Origin of the sequence: Waltera acetigignens (assembly GCF_025567015.1) — a bacterium.
In the GTDB taxonomy this organism is placed as follows: domain Bacteria; phylum Bacillota; class Clostridia; order Lachnospirales; family Lachnospiraceae; genus Acetatifactor; species Acetatifactor acetigignens.
Genome location: NZ_JAOQJO010000010.1, coordinates 60,105 through 78,606, shown reverse-complemented (window position 1 = coordinate 78,606; position 18,502 = coordinate 60,105). Strand labels below are relative to the sequence as shown.

Annotated in this window: 21 protein-coding genes, 1 pseudogene and 1 other annotated feature (1 of these 23 running past the window's edge); of the genes and pseudogenes, 5 read left to right on the top strand and 17 right to left on the bottom strand. The window is 44.5% G+C overall.

Features of this window, described 5'->3' with window-relative positions; all coding sequences use genetic code 11:
• Nucleotides 1-594: 594 nt before the first annotated feature.
• The 10 genes from OCV96_RS10645 to OCV96_RS10600 all read right to left on the bottom strand — a co-directional run bounded on the left by OCV96_RS10645 (nt 595) and on the right by OCV96_RS10600 (nt 7,307).
• On the bottom strand, nt 595-1,011 hold the full coding sequence (locus OCV96_RS10645; protein ID WP_118731468.1) for a helix-turn-helix domain-containing protein: 417 nt from the start codon (nt 1,009-1,011) through the stop codon (nt 595-597).
• Nucleotides 1,012-1,278: 267 nt separating this feature from the next.
• Nucleotides 1,279-1,905, bottom strand: a complete 627-nt coding sequence (locus tag OCV96_RS10640; protein ID WP_262594505.1) for an alpha/beta hydrolase — start codon at nt 1,903-1,905, stop codon at nt 1,279-1,281.
• 47 nt (nt 1,906-1,952) lie between these two features.
• Nucleotides 1,953-2,477: a glycosyl-4,4'-diaponeurosporenoate acyltransferase CrtO family protein gene (locus tag OCV96_RS10635; RefSeq protein ID WP_262594504.1), complete on the bottom strand. Its 525-nt coding sequence runs from the start codon at nt 2,475-2,477 to the stop codon at nt 1,953-1,955.
• A gap of 25 nt (nt 2,478-2,502) precedes the next feature.
• A complete protein-coding gene (locus tag OCV96_RS10630; protein ID WP_262594503.1) occupies nt 2,503-3,069 on the bottom strand; it encodes an NUDIX hydrolase in 567 nt (188 codons plus the stop codon).
• Complete coding sequence (locus OCV96_RS10625) at nt 3,066-3,680, bottom strand: 5' nucleotidase, NT5C type (RefSeq protein ID WP_262594502.1); 615 nt, start codon at nt 3,678-3,680, stop codon at nt 3,066-3,068. The genes OCV96_RS10630 and OCV96_RS10625 overlap by 4 nt, the downstream gene beginning before the upstream one ends.
• Before the next feature lie 48 nt (nt 3,681-3,728).
• On the bottom strand, nt 3,729-4,772 hold the full coding sequence (locus OCV96_RS10620; protein ID WP_262594501.1) for a PDDEXK nuclease domain-containing protein: 1,044 nt from the start codon (nt 4,770-4,772) through the stop codon (nt 3,729-3,731).
• A 4-nt stretch (nt 4,773-4,776) separates the two neighbouring features.
• Complete coding sequence (locus OCV96_RS10615; protein WP_117465107.1) at nt 4,777-4,974, bottom strand: NUDIX domain-containing protein; 198 nt, start codon at nt 4,972-4,974, stop codon at nt 4,777-4,779.
• 48 nt (nt 4,975-5,022) lie between these two features.
• Nucleotides 5,023-5,457 carry an N-acetyltransferase gene (locus OCV96_RS10610; RefSeq protein WP_262594500.1) on the bottom strand — a complete coding sequence of 145 codons (435 nt, stop codon included), beginning with the start codon at nt 5,455-5,457 and terminating at the stop codon, nt 5,023-5,025.
• A 30-nt stretch (nt 5,458-5,487) separates the two neighbouring features.
• Nucleotides 5,488-6,630 carry a sensor histidine kinase gene (locus OCV96_RS10605; protein WP_227063951.1) on the bottom strand — a complete coding sequence of 381 codons (1,143 nt, stop codon included), beginning with the start codon at nt 6,628-6,630 and terminating at the stop codon, nt 5,488-5,490.
• A complete protein-coding gene (locus OCV96_RS10600; RefSeq protein WP_022154558.1) occupies nt 6,627-7,307 on the bottom strand; it encodes a response regulator transcription factor in 681 nt (226 codons plus the stop codon). The genes OCV96_RS10605 and OCV96_RS10600 overlap by 4 nt, the downstream gene beginning before the upstream one ends.
• A 98-nt stretch (nt 7,308-7,405) precedes the next feature.
• Between OCV96_RS10600 and OCV96_RS10595 the strand changes: the two genes are divergently transcribed.
• The 5 genes from OCV96_RS10595 (at nt 7,406) to OCV96_RS10575 (ending at nt 11,383) form a co-directional block, all read left to right on the top strand.
• The gene (locus OCV96_RS10595) at nt 7,406-7,546 is read left to right on the top strand and encodes a CD1871A family CXXC motif-containing protein (protein ID WP_117465104.1); all 141 of its coding nucleotides are present in this window, start codon (nt 7,406-7,408) and stop codon (nt 7,544-7,546) included.
• A complete protein-coding gene (locus tag OCV96_RS10590; protein WP_118504437.1) occupies nt 7,539-8,402 on the top strand; it encodes a 4Fe-4S binding protein in 864 nt (287 codons plus the stop codon). The genes OCV96_RS10595 and OCV96_RS10590 overlap by 8 nt, the downstream gene beginning before the upstream one ends.
• Nucleotides 8,403-8,435: 33 nt before the next feature.
• A complete protein-coding gene (locus tag OCV96_RS10585) occupies nt 8,436-9,353 on the top strand; it encodes a TlpA disulfide reductase family protein (protein WP_227063950.1) in 918 nt (305 codons plus the stop codon).
• Between the two features lie 317 nt (nt 9,354-9,670).
• A complete protein-coding gene (locus OCV96_RS10580; RefSeq protein WP_227733778.1) occupies nt 9,671-10,672 on the top strand; it encodes a calcium/sodium antiporter in 1,002 nt (333 codons plus the stop codon).
• Between the two features lie 15 nt (nt 10,673-10,687).
• Entirely contained in the window at nt 10,688-11,383 is a 696-nt protein-coding gene (locus OCV96_RS10575) for a TMEM165/GDT1 family protein (RefSeq protein WP_262594499.1), read from the top strand.
• 42 nt (nt 11,384-11,425) lie between these two features.
• Here the strand turns inward: OCV96_RS10575 and OCV96_RS10570 are convergent, their stop codons facing one another.
• The 7 genes and pseudogenes from OCV96_RS10570 to proS all read right to left on the bottom strand — a co-directional run bounded on the left by OCV96_RS10570 (nt 11,426) and on the right by proS (nt 18,390).
• Complete coding sequence (locus OCV96_RS10570) at nt 11,426-12,331, bottom strand: helix-turn-helix domain-containing protein (protein ID WP_262594498.1); 906 nt, start codon at nt 12,329-12,331, stop codon at nt 11,426-11,428.
• A 115-nt stretch (nt 12,332-12,446) separates the two neighbouring features.
• Nucleotides 12,447-13,295 (bottom strand): Abi family protein, encoded by an 849-nt coding sequence (locus OCV96_RS10565; protein WP_262594497.1) that lies wholly within the window; start codon nt 13,293-13,295, stop codon nt 12,447-12,449.
• Between the two features lie 147 nt (nt 13,296-13,442).
• Nucleotides 13,443-13,640, bottom strand: a pseudogene (locus OCV96_RS10560) (L-2-amino-thiazoline-4-carboxylic acid hydrolase); the annotation flags it as partial.
• A 42-nt stretch (nt 13,641-13,682) separates the two neighbouring features.
• On the bottom strand, nt 13,683-14,660 hold the full coding sequence (locus tag OCV96_RS10555) for a 3'-5' exonuclease (protein WP_262594496.1): 978 nt from the start codon (nt 14,658-14,660) through the stop codon (nt 13,683-13,685).
• 45 nt (nt 14,661-14,705) lie between these two features.
• Nucleotides 14,706-15,791 (bottom strand): alpha/beta hydrolase family protein, encoded by a 1,086-nt coding sequence (locus tag OCV96_RS10550; RefSeq protein ID WP_262594495.1) that lies wholly within the window; start codon nt 15,789-15,791, stop codon nt 14,706-14,708.
• 40 nt (nt 15,792-15,831) lie between these two features.
• Nucleotides 15,832-16,698: an alpha/beta hydrolase gene (locus OCV96_RS10545; RefSeq protein WP_262594494.1), complete on the bottom strand. Its 867-nt coding sequence runs from the start codon at nt 16,696-16,698 to the stop codon at nt 15,832-15,834.
• Between the two features lie 258 nt (nt 16,699-16,956).
• Nucleotides 16,957-18,390 carry a proline--tRNA ligase gene (gene proS / locus OCV96_RS10540; protein ID WP_118504457.1) on the bottom strand — a complete coding sequence of 478 codons (1,434 nt, stop codon included), beginning with the start codon at nt 18,388-18,390 and terminating at the stop codon, nt 16,957-16,959.
• Between the two features lie 81 nt (nt 18,391-18,471).
• Nucleotides 18,472-18,502, bottom strand: a binding site (T-box leader) (it continues 210 nt past the right edge of the window).

The following is an 18,502-nucleotide window of genomic DNA, read 5'->3' as shown; positions in this document are numbered from 1 at the left end:
TAAATGTGGAGCGCCCTTTGCGACACATTTATGAATTGGGTGCATGGCTCGTAACGTAGGATTGCCATAAAATCCACGAACTCCCGGAGCATGCGATACACATGTCTCGATGTAAGGTCTCTGGATGTGAATTTTCTACGAAAAGTGATGAGTAGTTCTCGTCATGACGGGGCCGCCTACAGTCGACATCCATGTCGACAATCGGCTGACGCGGACATCGTGTCCGCTTTCCCCCTGCCTTTCAGCACTTTTCTAGAAAATATCAACATCCTCCGACAAACATCTTCGACATGGCACCGCATACTCCGGGAGTTCTGCGTTTCGAAAGCTTGTTAATACACCAGTAGCCCCGGCTGGGTATAAGAATAAGCAGTGCCGTAAGCAGACGTCGGTACTTAGCGGTCGTATTGTGACCGCTTATGTACCGCTACGCTCTGCGACAGAGCGCGAGCGTGCCGCGTTTCTTATACCTTGCCAAGGGCTACGGGGATTTGATAGCATTTCTTTACTAACTCTCTATTTTGCAATCTTTACCATCAAAGCAGAAAATATGTCTATGGTGTACAAATATTATGAAAAAAGCTGAACTTCCTCCTACTTTTTATCCTTTCGCAAATACATCAAAATTCCATGAATCACTCTGCCAAGGCATGCTCCCACCACTGCCCCGGCAATGGTGATTCCCAGTATTTCTACATAGCGAAATCTGTTTGCCGAAAATGCCCATACGCATGCTACGATGCCGCACAAAACGATCAATCCGATATAGATATCCTTTATACTCTTATTCTCCCTCGAACTCCCGGATGACATCGCATCATTTCCCACCAATTCATCAATGCTTATGTCGAATTGCTTTGATAAGAGAATTAATTGCTCCGGGTTCGGCGCAGTCTCTCCTAATTCCCAGTTTGATATCGTCTGCCTTGTAACATTGATTTTTTCTGCCAGCTTCTCCTGCGAAAGCCCCTTCTTTTTTCTTAAGGTCTGAATATTATTTCCTAACTGCATCCGTCACCTCTCCTTTCGCATGAAGTATAGCATGCAATAGCTATGCAGTACTATCAACATCTCCGGGAAATTGCGCAAAGGAACTTAACATTTCCGCAAACCTCAGAGTTTCTATTGATTTACCGGTTTCTGCGGTACCAGTCAATGTTGCCTGCTCATAGTATGCCGTACCGTTACAGATATATTCGAACACCGATGCATAGTTGGTAATCCCATAGCGTCCGGGGTAGCTGTTATATCCCTCTCCTCCGATCCAATAAGCAAAATTTATGAGTTTTTCATTACCCAGGCAAATGCCTTCGCGGTCCGCAGCCCCGGATCCCGGAAATGATTCCCCGGATTCCATTCCAGCGTACTGCGGATCCCACACTGTTGCAGCCACGCATGTGCCTCCCGGATGCAGTCACCCACAGTCGCCATGACAGGATTTCTGGTCTTTTCCTCTTTGTCCCCCAGGCTTAAGTAAACTGCCCGGCTCTGATTCTCGTGCTCTTTCATATAGGGCAGAAACCCGGGGAACCACACCGAGGGCGATGCCGCCGCTATCCCCGCAAACCGATCCGTCTGATAAGATGCCCACAGAGAAAACAACCCTGCAAGAGAATATCCTCCAAGATAATAAGTTTTACTTTCATCCGAGCATAAACGCAAAATTTCTTCTAGCAACGAGGCTGCACCCTCGCCAAAATCCTCATTTCCGAATACCGCTGGTGCTTTCCACGGAGACAGATCGAGGTTCCAGTCATCCACTTTCACCGCAATCATTTGAAAATCCAATGCTGTCAGTTTCCGGATCTGTGCCACTTCGCCCTCTATTTCCGGAAGATCATGATCTCCCACGGGCTGGATCAAAACAATGGGAGCCTCCGGATTCCCATATTTATATTTAGTCATGCCGTCCTCTTTCTCTATCAAATATCCTTTTCTATCAAGTATCCATTCTATTTTATCAGTTTCAGAATCCTTTGCCTGTTATATCGCTGCATGATCACAAACATCATATCAAACATGGCCGCAAGGATCGATGTAATGATAAATGCCGGATATCCACCCAGCCAATGACCTGCCACAATCGGTACAAAGCTGAGCACTACGATCGTCTCATGCCCCAGTTCCGCCTGACATGTGACCTGCGCTATTTCCTCCCAGGTGTGTTGTCTCGGATCAAACAGGCTGGGATTATAGGTAGGCATACAATTCTTCCATTTTTTCACACGCAGCTTTTCATATAATTTCATTTCGGATTTACTTACCTGATACCAGTGTTTTCTGTAATCTGCCCTGTTATGCATGATAGAATTGTAGATAAATGCTACCACCCATCGCATGATAAAATGATAAGCAGTGGTTCCAAAGGTAATGGCAGTCGTCAGCCAGATTTCTAACAAAGTTTTTTGATATAAAATAGCCGTGACCATGGTTCCGATCAGGAACACGACAGGCGCTGCCTTTAAAAAATTTATCATAGGTCATTCTCCGTTTTTTCCAACTTCATATACCCATTTTCTTAATGAGTTTTGAATAAATATGTTCCACGAACCACGGTTCCGTAGATTTCTCCAAAGCATCTTCCGGAGAGAACCACATCACTCCACTATTCTCATCGGCTTTTACGGATACCTGCTCTTCCGAATCTGCCTCCAGTAAATACGTGATATTCAGATGCAAATGGCTGGACACATAGTTCCCTTTTTTCACATGTCCGTCCACTGTCAGAGATTCCAGAGAAAAAATCTCCTCTGATACCGGTCTCACATTGGAAATTCCCGCCTCCTCTTTCACTTCCCGGATGGCAACGGACAGCAGATCCGTCTCCCCATCCGCATGTCCTCCCATCCAGGACCAGGAATTATAAATATTATGATATACCACAAGCACTTTGCTTCTGTCCTTATTTACCACCCATGCGGAAGCCGTAATATGCGCAACTGTATTTTCTCTGGAAAATGCGTTCTCATTGTTCCTGATCCATCCCAGAATCAAAGCTTTGTCCTTTTCTTCCTGTTCATTGAATGGGGGATAGTTTTCTATTTGTCTGATGGAATCCTCACGTGTCATTTGGTTATCTCCCTATTTTCAAACAGCCGGTCAATCTCCTGCCAGTCCTTACATCTCACAAACCTGTCATTGGGAAGCTCTGCCCGGCTGTTCCATGGCCGGTCGAACACGGCTGTCCTACAGTTGTCGAAATGTATTACGTGCTCAAACGCCGCCGGAGAATCCTCTACCGCAAAATCAAAGGTCATGTTGTAAAGTTCCTCCAATGTCATATTATATTTGTAGTTCTGCTTCGCAGTTTCGCGCCCGTATTTGTCTACACAGAACAAGGGAACTCTTTCCAGATGATGTTTGTCAAGCCATTTCCTCGATGGTTCATAGGAAGTGAACGGCCTTCCGGTAATGATAAAAACCTCATGCCCTTGATCCACCCATTTATTAATTATCCCGGAAGCCCCCGGAGTCTCCTCATACTTCAACAGATTTTCCGGCAAATGTCCCGCTTTCATCAGAGCTTCATACTGCTCATCATTTAGATCAAATGATTTCTGGAGATTAAAAAACTGAACCTGCCGGTAAGGGACCTCAATGCCGAACATTTCTTTCGCAATTTTTGTAAAATATTCTGCGGTTTCACATAATACATCGTCAAAATCTATGTAGATTTTCATTATTTCTTTTCTCCTATACCTTCGCATTATTCTTCTAATGCAAGGATTTTAATCTTTCAATTCTGCCTCAATCTCTTCAATTGTAGGCAAGCTTCCCTTAAATTCTTCTGGTATCAACTTAGATAATTCATAGCTGGATATTCCCAAAGGTTGACTTGTCGATTCCAGTGCATACTGTGCCTCGACTTTATCCATATCTTTACAGATTAACAATCCTAAAGTTGGATTATCATTCTCTGTTTTCATTTGGTGATTAATTGCGACAACATACGTTCCAAGCTGTCCGGCATAAGATGAGTCAAATTTACCTGTCTTAATTTCTACAACTACATAGCAATGTCTTTGTGTATTGTAAAACAACATATCGATGAATTTCTCTACTTCCCCCACTGTGATACGGACTTCGCGCCCCATATAAGCGAATCCTGTTCCGAGTTCTATTAGAAAGTTGTTTACTTTATTAATTAATGCATCCTTTAATTCCTTTTCATCATATTGTTCCCGTAATGTCAAAAAATCAAAATTGTACGGATCCTTTGTAATTGCCTGCGCCAAATCACCTTGCACTGAAGGTAATGTATTTGCAAAATTTGTTATAGCTTTTCCTTGTCTTTCAAATAAATCCGTATCTAAAAAATTTACCAGGACATCACGAGACCAATTATTTTCTAGTGTTTTTCTCACATAAAACAATGCCTTATTCACATTGTTTTTACATTTGTCTATTATTGTTCTATTATGTCCCCAAGGAATTCTAAAAACGATAGTCGAATCGTCCACAGCTTGTGGACGATTTCCGGCACAAGGATATAATTCATAGAAATAACGCATATATTTTAAATTGGTTGGTGAAAATGACTTAACATCCGGTAATACCTTTTTTAAGTCATCACTAAGTATCTTATAAAATCCTGATCCATATCCGTATTGCTTGCTCATGGTTGAAATATCTTTTCCAAGTTTCCAATAAAAACGTAGCATTTCATCATTTATTTTTACCGCTGCACGAATTTGGCTCCTTTTAAATTCATTTGATATTTCTGTTATCCAATCTTTGTATGATTCACCATCGACAATAACCAATTTCTCCATTATTTCATTCCCCTCTATAAATTATTTTTTCCCGTTTCACCACAACTTTTATCACCGCATCCACGATGGATTCCCCCGGCTCGATATGACCTCCCGGAAGTGTATATCCCTTCCAGTCATTTTTTATTCTGTCCTGTAACAAGTATCTGCCATTTTTATGTATTAAGCATAAAACGGTAAGTTCGACGCTTTCTGTTCTCATTTACTTTCTCCTGCAATGTTTTCGACAATTTGGGAATTTCCACTCTTCCTACAAAGAATTTCCACGCTGCCATACCATTACATAGTCTTTTTCCCTGGTAACTTCATCCAATCCTTCTCGTTGAATTTCAAAACCTTCTCGTTGATAAAAGTGAATTGCACGTGTATTCTTTTGGTAAACATTTAAGTATAATTTCGTCTTTTTTTCTTTTACAAAATTCAACAGAAGCTTACCTATACCCTGCGACTGCATTTCATCACGAACAAAAATGCCTTCCATATATTCATCATTCAACCCTATAAAGCCTTCTATCTGGCAGTCATTCTCATACACATAGACCTCTGCCTGTGGCAACATTTCTTTCACTAAATTAATATTATCTTTCCAATATTGACCCGGAATAAAATAATGTGCTTTTAAGTTGGTATCTAACCATATATCAACAACTCGTTCGATATCTGCTTTTTGTAATACTCTGATCATACTTTTTCAAACACCCTGTTCTGCTACAATTTACAAAATCACCTCGAAGATCGTCCCTCCGGATGGATTGGACTTCACCACAATACTGCCATCATGCACTCTTACAATTTCACGAACCAGGGCAAGTCCCAGTCCTACTCCACCAAGCTCCCGGCTTCTGGATTTATCCACCCGGAAAAATGGTTCAAATACACGTTCCTTAAGTTCCTCAGGGATTCCGGCTCCCGTATCCTCTACTGACAGATACACATGGTTTTCCTTCCGGTCTGCGGTTACTGTAACCTGCCCGCCCGAATGATTATATTTTATGGCATTCTCAACAAGATTGTATACCAGCCGGTAAATAAGGATATCACTTCCGACCATCGTTATATCCTTGCATTTTCCGATCAGTCTTATATTTTTGCCCTCTGCGAGCGGTTCCAGATCCTCCAATACCTCATCCACCAGAGCATCTAAGATGATTTCATCATCCCTTCCTACCGTCTGAAGCTCACTCATGTCGAGAAGTGTCTTTACCATTTTGTTGAGTCTGTCGTTCTGTTCGGTAACCATCTTTATCATCTGTACCGTGTCTGCATCATTGTCCGGATGTCTGTTGGAATGATACAGATCCAGCTGTACCTGCATCAAGGCTAATGGAGTACGAAGCTCATGGGCTGCATTTGCAGTAAATTGTCTCTGTATCTCAAATGCAGCCGAGAGACGTTCCAGCATCCGGTTATACGAAACGCTAAGCTGGTTCAGTTCTTTCACCTGGTTTTCTTCTATCCGTGAATCTGCCAGATTTTGCGCCTGCACCTTTTCGATTTTGTCAGAAAACTCTCTGATCGGTCTGAGTGCATGCCCACTTATAAAATAGGTTGCCACTCCACCCAGAAGAGCCAATACTGCTGAAATGATCAGGCTGTTTTTCCTGTAATCCGCCTTATTATTATACACCTGAACAGAAAAGTCATTGGCGAACTCATCCCATTTGTCCTCCGGAATGCTGATGTATATTTCCTCCGCATCGTCCGACTGATCATCTCCCCGTGTATCCACAGCCTCCTGCAGAGAATCCATATAATATACACCGTTTTTATAGACGAGCATCGTCACGCATCCACATATCACAGCTATATATAATGTAATGATGCAGGTAAGTCTCCACTGCAGCGACATTTTTTTCATCTATCGGACTCCTCTCGTATTTTATACCCTTCTCCCACCTTGTTCAGAATCGGATCATATCCCAGCACAGCCTTAAGCTTTTTTCTAAGGGAAGACATGTGTACTCTGATCGCTCCGCTAAAGCTATCCACAGATGCATCCCAGACATGCTCCATCAATTCCTCCTGACTTACCGGTCTGCCCATGTTCAGAAGCAGATATTCCAGAATACCATTTTCTTTTCTTGTCAGGGATACCATTTCTCCTTTTGCATAAGCCTCACGCCTTACGGTATCGAACTTTATCTCACCGCTTTCCAGACATACATCCTTCTGCACAAACTTCCTTCTGGTCAGGCTTCTGATACGTGCCTCAAGCTCCTGTAGATGGAATGGTTTTTCCATATAATCATTTGCCCCTGCATCCAGCGCCTCAACCTTATCCGCTATCTGCCCCCTTGCAGATAATATAAGAACCTTCGTCTCCTCATTTTCCTGCCTGAGTTCCTTCAGGATCTCCATTCCATCCATGCCGGGCAGATTCAGATCAAGAACGACCAGATCATAGTTCTCCGTCAGGATACCTGCAAGAGCTTCTTCCCCATCATAGCAGGTATCCACCTCATATCCTGCGTCATACAGACTTTTCGCAACTGTATCACATATTTCTTTTTCATCCTCAACAATGAATAATCTCAAAATTCCTTCCCGCCTTAACAAAGATTTTACAACAATTATTGTATAATAGCGAAGTCAACTGGTCAATAAATACCACGATCGAAAGGAGTAACAATAACTTGAAGTGCAGAAAAATATCTCAGATCGTTCTGCTCGTCACCGGGATCACTATGATCGGCTACGGTGCAGTCAGAGGCGAAGCTGCTGTCGTGCTTGGTAAAGCAATAAAATTATGTCTGGAGTGTGTCGGAATTGGATAAGAGAAAAAAATCACTGTCAGGGCAGACAGCCGGGATACGCGGGTGGATACAGGCTGCTGCCACACTGCTTACTAATATTCACATCCCTAATTTTTTTAAGGGCAAAATATATCAGGGAAACGCTAAGACCGTATGTGTACCGGGATTAAACTGTTATTCCTGTCCTGCTGCCACTGGAGCATGCCCCATTGGCGCATTTCAGGCGGTGATCGGATCCTCCCGATTTAAATTTTCATATTACGTCACGGGATTTTTTATTTTACTGGGTGTGACACTTGGAAGATTTATATGTGGATTTTTGTGTCCGTTTGGATGGTTTCAGGATTTACTTCATAAAATCCCGGGAAAAAAATTTTCCACAGCCAGACTGAAGCCGCTAAGATATCTGAAATATATGATTCTTATCGTTTTCGTTATCCTTCTGCCGCTGCTCGTAACGAACTCTATAGGAATGGGCGACCCTTTCTTCTGTAAATATATTTGTCCACAGGGCGTTCTGGAGGGAGCCATCCCGCTTTCCCTGGGAAATGCAGCCATACGGTCCGCACTTGGAAAACTCTTTACTTGGAAATGCTTTATTTTGATCACAGTTGTCGTGTTAAGCATTTTATTTTACAGACCCTTCTGTAAATGGATCTGTCCTCTTGGCGCGATCTACTCACTGTTTAATAAGGTCAGCCTTCTTAATATTAAGGTAGAGGACAGCAAATGTATCGGTTGTGGTCAATGTTCAAGGGTATGTAAAATGGATGTGGATGTTTGCAGGCATCCAGACCATCCGGAATGCATACGTTGCGGAGCCTGCATAAAGGCTTGTCCCAAGGATGCGATCCACTACCGGTTTATGGGAAAATAATCTTATTACGATTACTTAAAGGAGAATATAATCATGAAAACAAACAAAAAATTCCTTACTATTTTAACACTTTTAACACTCTGCATAGCTTTATTGCTTACAGCCTGCGGCGCAACGGATGCTGCCGGCACGGACAAAACCAATGAGTCTCTGACGGAAACCGGCACAGTATCCGCAGACAGCTCCAACACTTCACTGGATGATCTGTATCAGCAGGAGAACCAGATTTTTGCAGATCATGAGGCTGTATGGAACAAGGTATTCGGCATGATGAGCAAAAGCGATGCTGATCCCAGCAAAAATTATGCTGATTATCTGGCTGATACCGTCGAAGCAAACAAGGACTCCTTTACAGAGGATGAATTGAAAACACTTACGGACGATATGGAAACCATACGGAAAATCGAAGAACAGATAACAGAACTGGAACAGGGAACTACCCCAACCGATCATACTGCTCCGGAAAACAATTCCGAAGCTGACTCTCCCTTCCGGAATTTCTCCGGTCAGGATTTTGATGGTAATTCTGTCGATGAAAGCCTGTTTTCCGCCAATGCAGTAACCGTCGTCAATTTCTGGTTTACCGGCTGTAAGCCCTGTGTTGCTGAGTTGTCTAAGCTGAACGAATTAAACAATACGCTCAAAGCAATGGGCGGCGAAGTCATCGGCATCAATACGGAAACCTTCGACGGCAATGAAACTGCCATGAAGGAAGCTGCCGCCGTTCTTGAAAGCCAGGGTGCAAAGTACCGCAATATTTCCATTGACTCTGCTTCCGATGCGGGTAAATATGCCTCTGATATTATGGCTTTTCCTACAACCATACTTGTCGATAGAAATGGCAATATTGTAGGGGATCCGATCCTTGGGGGAATTGATAACCAGGATAACTATGACTCTCTGATGCAGCAGATTCAATCGGTAATTGATGCAGACAGTGCAAACCAATAATGCAAAACACTCCCTACGAATTCTTCATTCACCTGTTGACACCGGCAATTGATTTTGATATTATTTATCAAGAATTGAATATTCCATGAGGGAGTAGTTAGCACGAAGGTGTGATTTGTCAACATTCTGATTATAATTTTAGAGTATAATCTGGCAAATCTTAAATAATGAGACTCATGTATATCTATTAACGGGCTGTGTATAATACACACTGGCAGATAATTGATATACATGAGTCTTTTTTATCTCTGTCGATACTTATCATCGCACAGCTTTCGGCTGACAACACTATAATGGATCACGCAAAGGAGAAAAACATGGAGAAACTTATTAACAATGCCCCGTTTGCCCTTGTTCTTGTATTCCTTGTAATCGGTTTTGTACTGCTGATTAAAGGTGCGGACTTTTTCGTAGAAGGAAGCTCCAGTGTAGCAAAGAGACTGCATGTTCCGTCCATCATCATCGGTCTTACCATCGTAGCAATGGGAACCTCTCTCCCCGAGACAGCGGTCAGTGTATCGGCTTCTATCACAGGCAACAATGAGCTTGCGGTCAGTAATGTCGTCGGTTCCAATATCTTTAATCTGATGGTCGTGATCGGCGTATGTGCAATGATCGCCACCGTAGAGGTTGCGCGGGAAACTATCCGGAGAGATATCCCCCTTTCCCTGATCTGTGCCGGTCTTTTACTGCTTTTGGGGACCATGGGACTTGGTGATCAGGCCAACATGACACTGGGACATTTCGATGGTGTGATATTCATAGGTCTTTTTGCCGGATATATCTTCTACATGATCAGAATTGCCTTAAAGGCAAATAAAGAAGGAAAAAAAGTAGAGATTGAGGGCGGTTCCGATGAAGAGATCAAGCTGATCTCCGTACCGCTCAGCATTGTTTTCATTGTCGGCGGTGCTGCTGCGATCGCCTTCGGTGGGGATCTCACTGTCGATGCTGCATCCAGAATCGCAAGCGACCTGGGAATGACGCAGACACTGATCGGACTTACCATCGTTTCCATCGGTACATCTCTTCCGGAGCTTGTGACTTCCATCGTTGCAGCCAGGAAAAATGAAGTCGATATGGCACTGGGTAATGCCATCGGTTCCAACGTATTTAACATCCTGATGGTACTGGGTATCGCTTCCGCCATCAGTCCTATCAGCATCATTACAGAAAACATCATTGATCTGTGTGTACTGATCGCATTTACTGTGTGTGTATGGATCTTCGCAGGAAGCAAAAAGAAAATCGGAAGAGTCGAAGGCTTCTGTATGGTGGCTCTTTACGCAGCATATGCGGTTTATATCATAATCAGATAAATGAGGGCCGTACAAATGATATTGTTTTTTAAGGTATTTCTCACGGAATTCATCGCAGAGATGGGTGACAAAACACAGCTTATGCTGATCGCCCTTACTTCAAAATACAAATTAAGAGATATTATATTTGGAACCGCTGCCGCAATCCTGGTACTGAACGGTCTGGCTGTCCTCGCCGGCGGGCTCGTCAGCGAATTCATTCCCGGCTGGCTCATCAAGATCATTGCTGCACTTGCATTTCTTTATTTTGCCGCATCAACACTTGCAGGCAGCAATGATGAGGAAGAGGAAGGCAGCGGCAAATCCAGGATCCGGTTCGCACCGCTTGCAGTTTTCTGTACCTTTTTCGTAGCCGAGCTTGGAGATAAGACACAGCTTACCGCCATCACCTTTGGTGCCAATGAAGGTATGAGTTCCGCACTGATCGTATGGATCGGCTGTTCTCTGGGACTGTTTTTAGCAGACATCCTGGGAATGCTTTTAGGCTATCTGTTAAAGAGCAAGACTCCGGAAGGGCTGCTCAATACTCTCGCCTTCGCCATCTTCTCTGTATTCGGCGTCTTCACACTGTATCAGGGACTGAAGCTCATCAGTACAGATATCCGTTCCATACCGGTACTGCCGATACTGATCGTCGCAACGATTGCTTTTGCCGGTATCTGTGTGTACCTGTTTTTAAAGAGAGAGAAAAAGGCAAAAGCAGCAAACTAAAAACGAACCCCATTCTGTTTTCACGGAATGGGGTTTATTTATCTATTCCGTTCGGAACTCAAAAGAAAAATAGTACACATAATCATCCATTTCAAGGGCATCCAGCTGGTCGTTCACAATATAACTAAAATCAAAAGTTCTCGCTTCGTCATTATCATAGATCAGCGCAAGAAGCGGCTGCTGTTCATCATAGACAATATCTGTTTTCTCCTGAATTTCCGTTGCAGCTCTTCCATATCCATAGTGCTCTCCTTCCGGAACATCCTCCAGGATTGGGATTAGCATATCTACCTGCGATTCATCATCTGCAATAATAATTTTCACGGTACGATCCTTAAACTGCGGTACAATAATAATCGTTCCATTCTGCGGTGAATCCATTCCTTCATACGAAAGCCCTGCCCTTTGTCTGTCTACCAGCTTTCCTTCCCGGTATTGCCAAATATGAATATCTAGAGTTTTAAATTCATTCGTTGCCGTGTATTTATACATAAAGGCACCGTCTACGCCTGACAGCATTTCCGCCGTTTTCATTTCAATACTGTCCTTGTCCACCGGGACGATAAAGTTCTGTGGCATATTTTTCCGGAATATCATGATTCCGACCGTCAAAACAACAATCGCCGCCGTGACAAGCAGAATACCTATAATGTATTTCAATCGTTTTTGCTTCTGCTTACTGTCCGTTGCCAGCCCGATAATATTTTCTTCCGATTTTTTGTCAATATTTTCCCGGACAATATCTTCTCCTGCCAGGAATTCATTGATGCTGATACCGAGGATCTGGCAGAGTTCCGAATAGACGGATACATCCGGCAGACACACGCCCCGCTCCCACTTGGATACGGATTTGTCACTCATACCCAGTTTTTCGGCGAGCTGCTTCTGCGTCATACCTAAGTCTTTTCTTTTGCCTGCAATATATTTTCCTATCTTGACGAGATCCATGTGCTTACCTCCTGTGTCTGAGATCATACTATTCTCTTTTCAGAAATAAGTACACCTCCCGGAAGTAGAATCCCGGTATCTACTGTGTTTTCCATTGTATACTCTTCTATTACACCTATTTCTGTTCCACCAATTTCTTCCAGTCATCCGGAAAACCCATCGTTTTCACATCTACTTTTTCATATTTATCTATTAGCAATTCTATTTGATCTACATAAAGATTCCAATGCTTGTCATTCTTTAAAATCTGTTTCATACACAATAATACACCAAACATTCTATTGTTTCCTATACCGGCTTGTGTATATTCTTTGTAAAGAATAGGCGTCTTTGAAAGTTTTGCATTATACAACCTCCCATAATGCGCACAAACATTGCGAACATAAGAAATGCTCTCCAACCAACTTTCCAGATATGTATATCCAATTCCAAAACTCTTGGCAACTGCCTTTTTGTCAGCATTTTTCATGTTTTTGTAAAATTTTGAAAGAGTGCCAAAACTAAATACCTCCACCAACGCATATATAGGCAAATTTCCACCTGCATAATTAGTTTTGAAATTTCTCACAAACGGCGCCTTTGAGTTTCTCCGAACCTCCTCTTCGATATCAGCCATAAATGCCCGATGATATTCTTCGTCCACAAAATTTTGGGGTTCCATATATCCAAGAACTCCATAAACTTCCGCAAAATAATTTGCAATTCTGCATCTGACATTTACTTCTATTTTTTCTATCTCAGCAAATGTCACTTGTCTGAAATTAGCATTGAACAGATATAACTCTACAATCTGCTCAAATGTTACGCCTTCTTCATATTTCCCATTTTTAGGTTTAAATCCTAAACTATACGCCTTAATTAATCGGAAATAGGATATGTCATTTAATATCTTCTTGGCATATTCCTCATTCTCAATAATTAAGCCAAGTGATTTCAAGTTTTCTATTTGTTCGTCTATTGTCATCGGTAATGGATGTTGCTTTAGTCCCCCAATATATTTTCCCCCTTAAAATTAAAAGACCCAACGTGGTCCGCATCGTTGAGAGGCGTGTTGGGTTCTGTTATTTTTAGTATATTCTATATGTTGTAAAAATACAATGATTATTTCAAATTACTTAAACTTTTTCTTATACCCGCAGTCGCAATAAGATCCGCCGGAAGCCAGGGTGTATTCCCTGACAAAATTGGTGACACCGCCCGCCTCGCTCATGGTGTAGTCAAACTGGCACATGGCAGGGATCAGCTCAGTAAGTCCCAGTTCCTTCATAAGGGTACAGATTCCGCAGGTCGTAAATCTTGCCTCGTAGCCGCTGCCATCCTCCCTCTAAAATGTAATTTGCATATTCTGTCCCTATTCCCCGGCATCCCTCGCCTTGCTGTGCTTATGTCTCTTGCGCACTTCTCTGGCGTGATCTCTGCGGGCCGCAATAGCTTCTGCCTCTTCCTTAGGAATCAGCTTCGTGGTCTTGACGATATATACGCCGCCGTCATATGCCTTGCGTACCCGGATCTTGCCCTTGAGATAGCCGTGCTTCTCGCAATAAGCCACGCAGTAATAATGCCTGCCGTTGGCGCTGAACCATTTGATCTTCTTGCGCAGATTACGATGGCAGAGATAACATTTGCTGGACACGACTTCCTTATCTGCGAAGGCTTCTGTCTTGTCCTTAAATTCTCTGGAAATATATTTTACATAGGTATCAAACTGCGCTTTCACCTCATCCCCACGGTCCTTCGGAGGACAGAAGGTATCGTAGGACAGATTCACCACTACCTCCGGGTGCTCCTCCAGGATCCGGATCAGGATCTTTGCCGTATAGTAGGCATCACTGAACGCCCGGTGGAAGGGAATATCCTTCTCAATATGCAGAAAATCAATGGCATATTCCAGATTTCTGCGGATCTTGCGCTCCTCATAGGCAATGGCGAACAGCTTCTGCACATCCAGATAGGGCAGCGGTCCCGGTGCCAGAAGCGGCATCTCATAATATGCCATATTCCGCTGTAACTCCGTCAGATCCAGCGTGCCCCAGGTACAGAACAGATACTCCTCCTGTCCGCACCATCTGACAAAATCTCCTCCGACCTCAGGGAACGGCCTCCCACGCTCCAACTCCTGCATCTGAATATGGATCAGTTTGCTGGTGATCTTGTGCATCTCATGGTAGACCTGTGGCTTGATCAGTTCATTGAATTCGCTGACCATGACACGTTCTTTATTCAGTTTGATGGCACCGATCTCTATGATTTCAAAAGGCAGCTTCTCCACAGCATCCTCTTTGCCGGTGTTACTCTGATTCCATTCCAGATCCAGAACGATATATTCCATACGTTCCTCCATATTTTGTAACTATTAACAGGGGTTATAAATATCTTACAGTCTTGGCAGTGCGATATCCAATACCTCTTCATGCCAGCAGTGGTCTCCCTCTCTGACATCGTGGATCGGGTATTCCTCTTTTCCGTACAGGCTGTAAGCCTTCCGCACAATATCTAGCTGCTCCGTTACATTCACCAGTCCTCTGGGACCATTCAGATGGTCATCCCGGCAGGACTGGACCGCCAGCGGTCTCGGCGCAATGAGCGATGCAATATCTCCCATATCAAAGTGTTCCCACAGATGGGGAACATAATTACAGCTGCAATTACCGTTGAGTAATAACAATGCGTCACGATATCCATAGAGATATCCGCTGATGATACATTTTTTCACACGGTCATCCAAAGCAGAGATCCAAAGCGTCTGCATACCACCGCCGGAAAATCCCACGACGCCTAAATCATCAGTATCCCATTCGCCCCGTTCGTATACATAATCAATCAGCCGGGAAGCGTCCCAGGTGCACATACCTGCCACGGTCTCTCCCAAGGGCTCAGCCATGTGTGCCAAATGAAAACAGGTACTGGTCAGGAAGGACTTCTCATCCGTTCCTTTCTGCAATGCCTCATCCCTGCGTTCTCCGAAGCCTCTGCAGTCCGGACAGATTGCCACATAACCACGCTTCGCCAGCTGCATACCGTAATCATAATGGTAGAATTCGATCATCCGTTTTACCGCGGGAATATCATTGCGTCCTGCCACGCTGAATTTACCTGCTCCCTGATGCCCCGGAAGGGCAAGAAAACATTTCTGCTTCTCTTCGCTCTGCTTCGGCGGGATCAGTATATACATAGGCATATACACTTCCGGCTCTACCTGAAGGATCACTTTTTCCCGACGGATGCCGTTCTCCAGCTCCACGACTTCTTCCACGCGGGGGGCCAGATCACAGGTCTCCATGTATTTCCACCCCAGAAGGTCTTTTAATGTCTCTCTGGAAGTCTCCTTCCAGGCTTCCCATTCCTCTCTGGTGGATCCGGTGAACGCATCCTGCCTTGCATATTTATCAAATTTGTTCTGCATTCCCTTCAGACTTCCGTAGAAATGAGGGATCTGAATGATCGTATCTGCCTGTTCCATGACTGCTCCTTGCGTTTTTCATTTTCTCTTATTACTATTCTTACCATTCTCTGCCCTGTGCGTGCAGTCCGTCTTCCACATCTCCTGCAAAAAGGCTTTCCAGCCAGGTATGCGCCAGCCGGATCCATGAGGTGCATTCCTCCTGTACGGCTCTGCCATCGTTGGTCTCTGTCAGCTTATCCGCCAGTGCCAGTCCGTGCGCTCCCTTTTCATACATATGGAATTCCGTGGGCACTCCGGCTCTGCGGAGAGCGCTGACGAACAGCAGGGAATTTTCCACCGGTACCGACTGATCCGCAAAGGTATGCCAGATGAAGGTCTTCGGCACTTTATTTGTTACCTGTTTCTCCAGGGACAGCTTCTCTCCCAGCTCCTCCTGTCTGCTGCCTAACAGATTCTCAAAAGATCCTCTGTGGGCAAACTCTCCGGAAGTGATGACCGGATAGCATAACAGCAGTCCGTCTGGACGTAGCAGCTCATGCTCGGATGCCGAAAGTCCCTGGCTCTCTGCCAGGAAATCTTCATCCCAGAGCACCCCAAGGCTGGCTGCCAGGTGTCCTCCCGCAGAGCAGCCCTCCACTACAATCTTGTGAGGATCTATGTGCCACTCTTTCGCATGCTCCCGCAGGAGCTTGATGCTGTAAGCCAGTTCCTTTAAGGAAGTAGGATATTCCGCTGGAGCGCAGGAATAGCGCAGCACTGCCGCATGATATCCCATGGCCAGGAATTTCAGTGCCATAGGCTCCGCCTCTCTGTCGGAGGTTCTGGTATAGCCGCCTCCCGGGCACAACAGGATCAGAGGTCTGTCGTTAATTGCCATTGCCTCCGAATACTCCTGAATATAGGTAACTAAATGTGCTCCCGGAAGGGATCCCTCCTGATGCATTTCAAATGTATTATAGATCATCTTTTTCCTCATTTCCGAGCATTATCATTGAAAAATAAGGCGCAGACCCTGTAGCAATACTACCGGCCTGCGTCTTCATCTGCCTTATTAATATTTACATAACTATGCAGAACCCCATTCGCAAAACGCTCCTATGGAGCTTCTTTTTTGCTCATGTGGTTACTTCGCCCTATAAATATCATAAAATATTCTTACGAATGCCAGCATTCGACGAATATTTGACGATATTTACATAGCTCTGAATAGTTACATATTATCTTAGTATGCTCTTCCCCAGTATACCATCTTTTTCGCAGGTTTTCCACAACATACGCAGGTATCTGCGATCTGTTCCTGTTCAAAAGGCATGCAGCGGCTGGTAACAGCAAGCTTTTCCTTGATCTTGTCTTCGCATTCCTGACATCCGCACCACATAGCCTTGACAAATCCGGACTTTTCGTTGAAGATCTGCTCGAACTCTTCCATGTTATGTGCCACATAAGTATGGCTGTCACGATGTGCTCTTGCTCTCTCCAGCATTTCCTTCTGCATGGTCTCCAGGATCTCGGCTGCCTTGGTCTCCAGATCCTCCAGAGCTACCTCGGTCTTCTCTCTGGTATCACGGCGGCAGATCACACACTTGCCTGCCTCGATATCCTTAGGCCCGATCTCCACACGAATCGGATAACCTCTCATCTCAGCCTCTGCGAACTTGAAGCCGGGGGTCTTGTCACTGTCATCTACCTTGACACGGAAATTCTTCGCCAGGCGGTCTCTCAGCTCATACGCCTTGTCGAGAACGCCTTCCTTTTTCTGCATAACGGGTACAATGCAGATCTGGATGGGTGCCACACGGGGAGGGATCACCAGACCTTCGTTATCACCGTGTACCATGATCAGTGCTCCGATCAGACGGGTGGTCATACCCCAGGAGGTCTGATGTACATATTTTAAAGTATTGTCCTTGTCTGCGAACTGGATGCCAAAAGCCTTGGCGAAACCGTCACCGAAGTTATGGCTGGTACCGGACTGCAGTGCCTTGCCGTCATGCATCAGCGCTTCTACCGTATAGGTTGCAACTGCACCTGCGAATTTCTCCTTCTCGGTCTTCTGTCCCTTGATCGCGGGGATAGCCAGAACCTCCTCCAGGAACTTCGCATATACATTCAGCATCTGCAGAGTTCTCTCCTGAGATTCTTCTGCAGTAGCATGTGCGGTATGTCCTTCCTGCCACAGGAACTCTCTGGAACGCAGGAAAGGTCTGGTCTCCTTCTCCCAACGTACCACGGAACACCACTGATTGTATACCTTAGGCAGGTCTCTGTAGGAATGGATGTCATTCTTATAGAAATCACAGAACAGGGTCTCTGAAGTAGGTCTGACACAGAGTCTCTCAGGAAGCTCATTCAATCCTCCCTGGGTAACCCATGCTACTTCGGGTGCGAAGCCTTCTACATGATCCTTCTCCTTGTCCAACAGGGACTCAGGAATGAACATGGGAAGATATACATTCTGTACTCCTACTGCTTTGAATCGTGCATCCAGCTCCTTCTGGATCAGCTCCCAGATCGCATAGCCTGCGGGCTTAATTACCATACATCCTTTTACGCTGGTGTAATCACACAGCTCTGCTTTCTTCACTACATCGGTATACCACTGGGCGAAATCTTCTTCCATGGAAGTGATCGCTTCTACCATTTTCTTGTCTGCCATTTTCTCTCTCCTTTTCTTTTTCTGAAAATAAACTGCTCATACGATCTACGGAAACGAAAAACGCCGGGTCATCGCTCCCGAAAAAGGGACCGATCACTCGGCGGTACCACCC

What these genes read in the sequence shown, in the direction of transcription:
- OCV96_RS10645 (WP_118731468.1), bottom strand. Translation starts at nt 1,011, where the DNA reads ATGCAGTTAGGAAATAATATTCAGACCTTAAGAAAAAAGAAGGGGCTT.
- OCV96_RS10640 (WP_262594505.1), bottom strand. Translation starts at nt 1,905, where the DNA reads ATGACTAAATATAAATATGGGAATCCGGAGGCTCCCATTGTTTTGATC.
- OCV96_RS10635 (WP_262594504.1), bottom strand. Translation starts at nt 2,477, where the DNA reads ATGATAAATTTTTTAAAGGCAGCGCCTGTCGTGTTCCTGATCGGAACC.
- OCV96_RS10630 (WP_262594503.1), bottom strand. Translation starts at nt 3,069, where the DNA reads ATGACACGTGAGGATTCCATCAGACAAATAGAAAACTATCCCCCATTC.
- OCV96_RS10625 (WP_262594502.1), bottom strand. Translation starts at nt 3,680, where the DNA reads ATGAAAATCTACATAGATTTTGACGATGTATTATGTGAAACCGCAGAA.
- OCV96_RS10620 (WP_262594501.1), bottom strand. Translation starts at nt 4,772, where the DNA reads ATGGAGAAATTGGTTATTGTCGATGGTGAATCATACAAAGATTGGATA.
- OCV96_RS10615 (WP_117465107.1), bottom strand. Translation starts at nt 4,974, where the DNA reads ATGAGAACAGAAAGCGTCGAACTTACCGTTTTATGCTTAATACATAAA.
- OCV96_RS10610 (WP_262594500.1), bottom strand. Translation starts at nt 5,457, where the DNA reads ATGATCAGAGTATTACAAAAAGCAGATATCGAACGAGTTGTTGATATA.
- OCV96_RS10605 (WP_227063951.1), bottom strand. Translation starts at nt 6,630, where the DNA reads ATGAAAAAAATGTCGCTGCAGTGGAGACTTACCTGCATCATTACATTA.
- OCV96_RS10585 (WP_227063950.1), top strand. Translation starts at nt 8,436, where the DNA reads ATGAAAACAAACAAAAAATTCCTTACTATTTTAACACTTTTAACACTC.
- OCV96_RS10580 (WP_227733778.1), top strand. Translation starts at nt 9,671, where the DNA reads ATGGAGAAACTTATTAACAATGCCCCGTTTGCCCTTGTTCTTGTATTC.
- OCV96_RS10575 (WP_262594499.1), top strand. Translation starts at nt 10,688, where the DNA reads ATGATATTGTTTTTTAAGGTATTTCTCACGGAATTCATCGCAGAGATG.
- OCV96_RS10570 (WP_262594498.1), bottom strand. Translation starts at nt 12,331, where the DNA reads ATGGATCTCGTCAAGATAGGAAAATATATTGCAGGCAAAAGAAAAGAC.
- OCV96_RS10565 (WP_262594497.1), bottom strand. Translation starts at nt 13,295, where the DNA reads ATGACAATAGACGAACAAATAGAAAACTTGAAATCACTTGGCTTAATT.
- OCV96_RS10555 (WP_262594496.1), bottom strand. Translation starts at nt 14,660, where the DNA reads ATGGAATATATCGTTCTGGATCTGGAATGGAATCAGAGTAACACCGGC.
- OCV96_RS10550 (WP_262594495.1), bottom strand. Translation starts at nt 15,791, where the DNA reads ATGGAACAGGCAGATACGATCATTCAGATCCCTCATTTCTACGGAAGT.
- OCV96_RS10545 (WP_262594494.1), bottom strand. Translation starts at nt 16,698, where the DNA reads ATGATCTATAATACATTTGAAATGCATCAGGAGGGATCCCTTCCGGGA.
- proS (WP_118504457.1), bottom strand. Translation starts at nt 18,390, where the DNA reads ATGGCAGACAAGAAAATGGTAGAAGCGATCACTTCCATGGAAGAAGAT.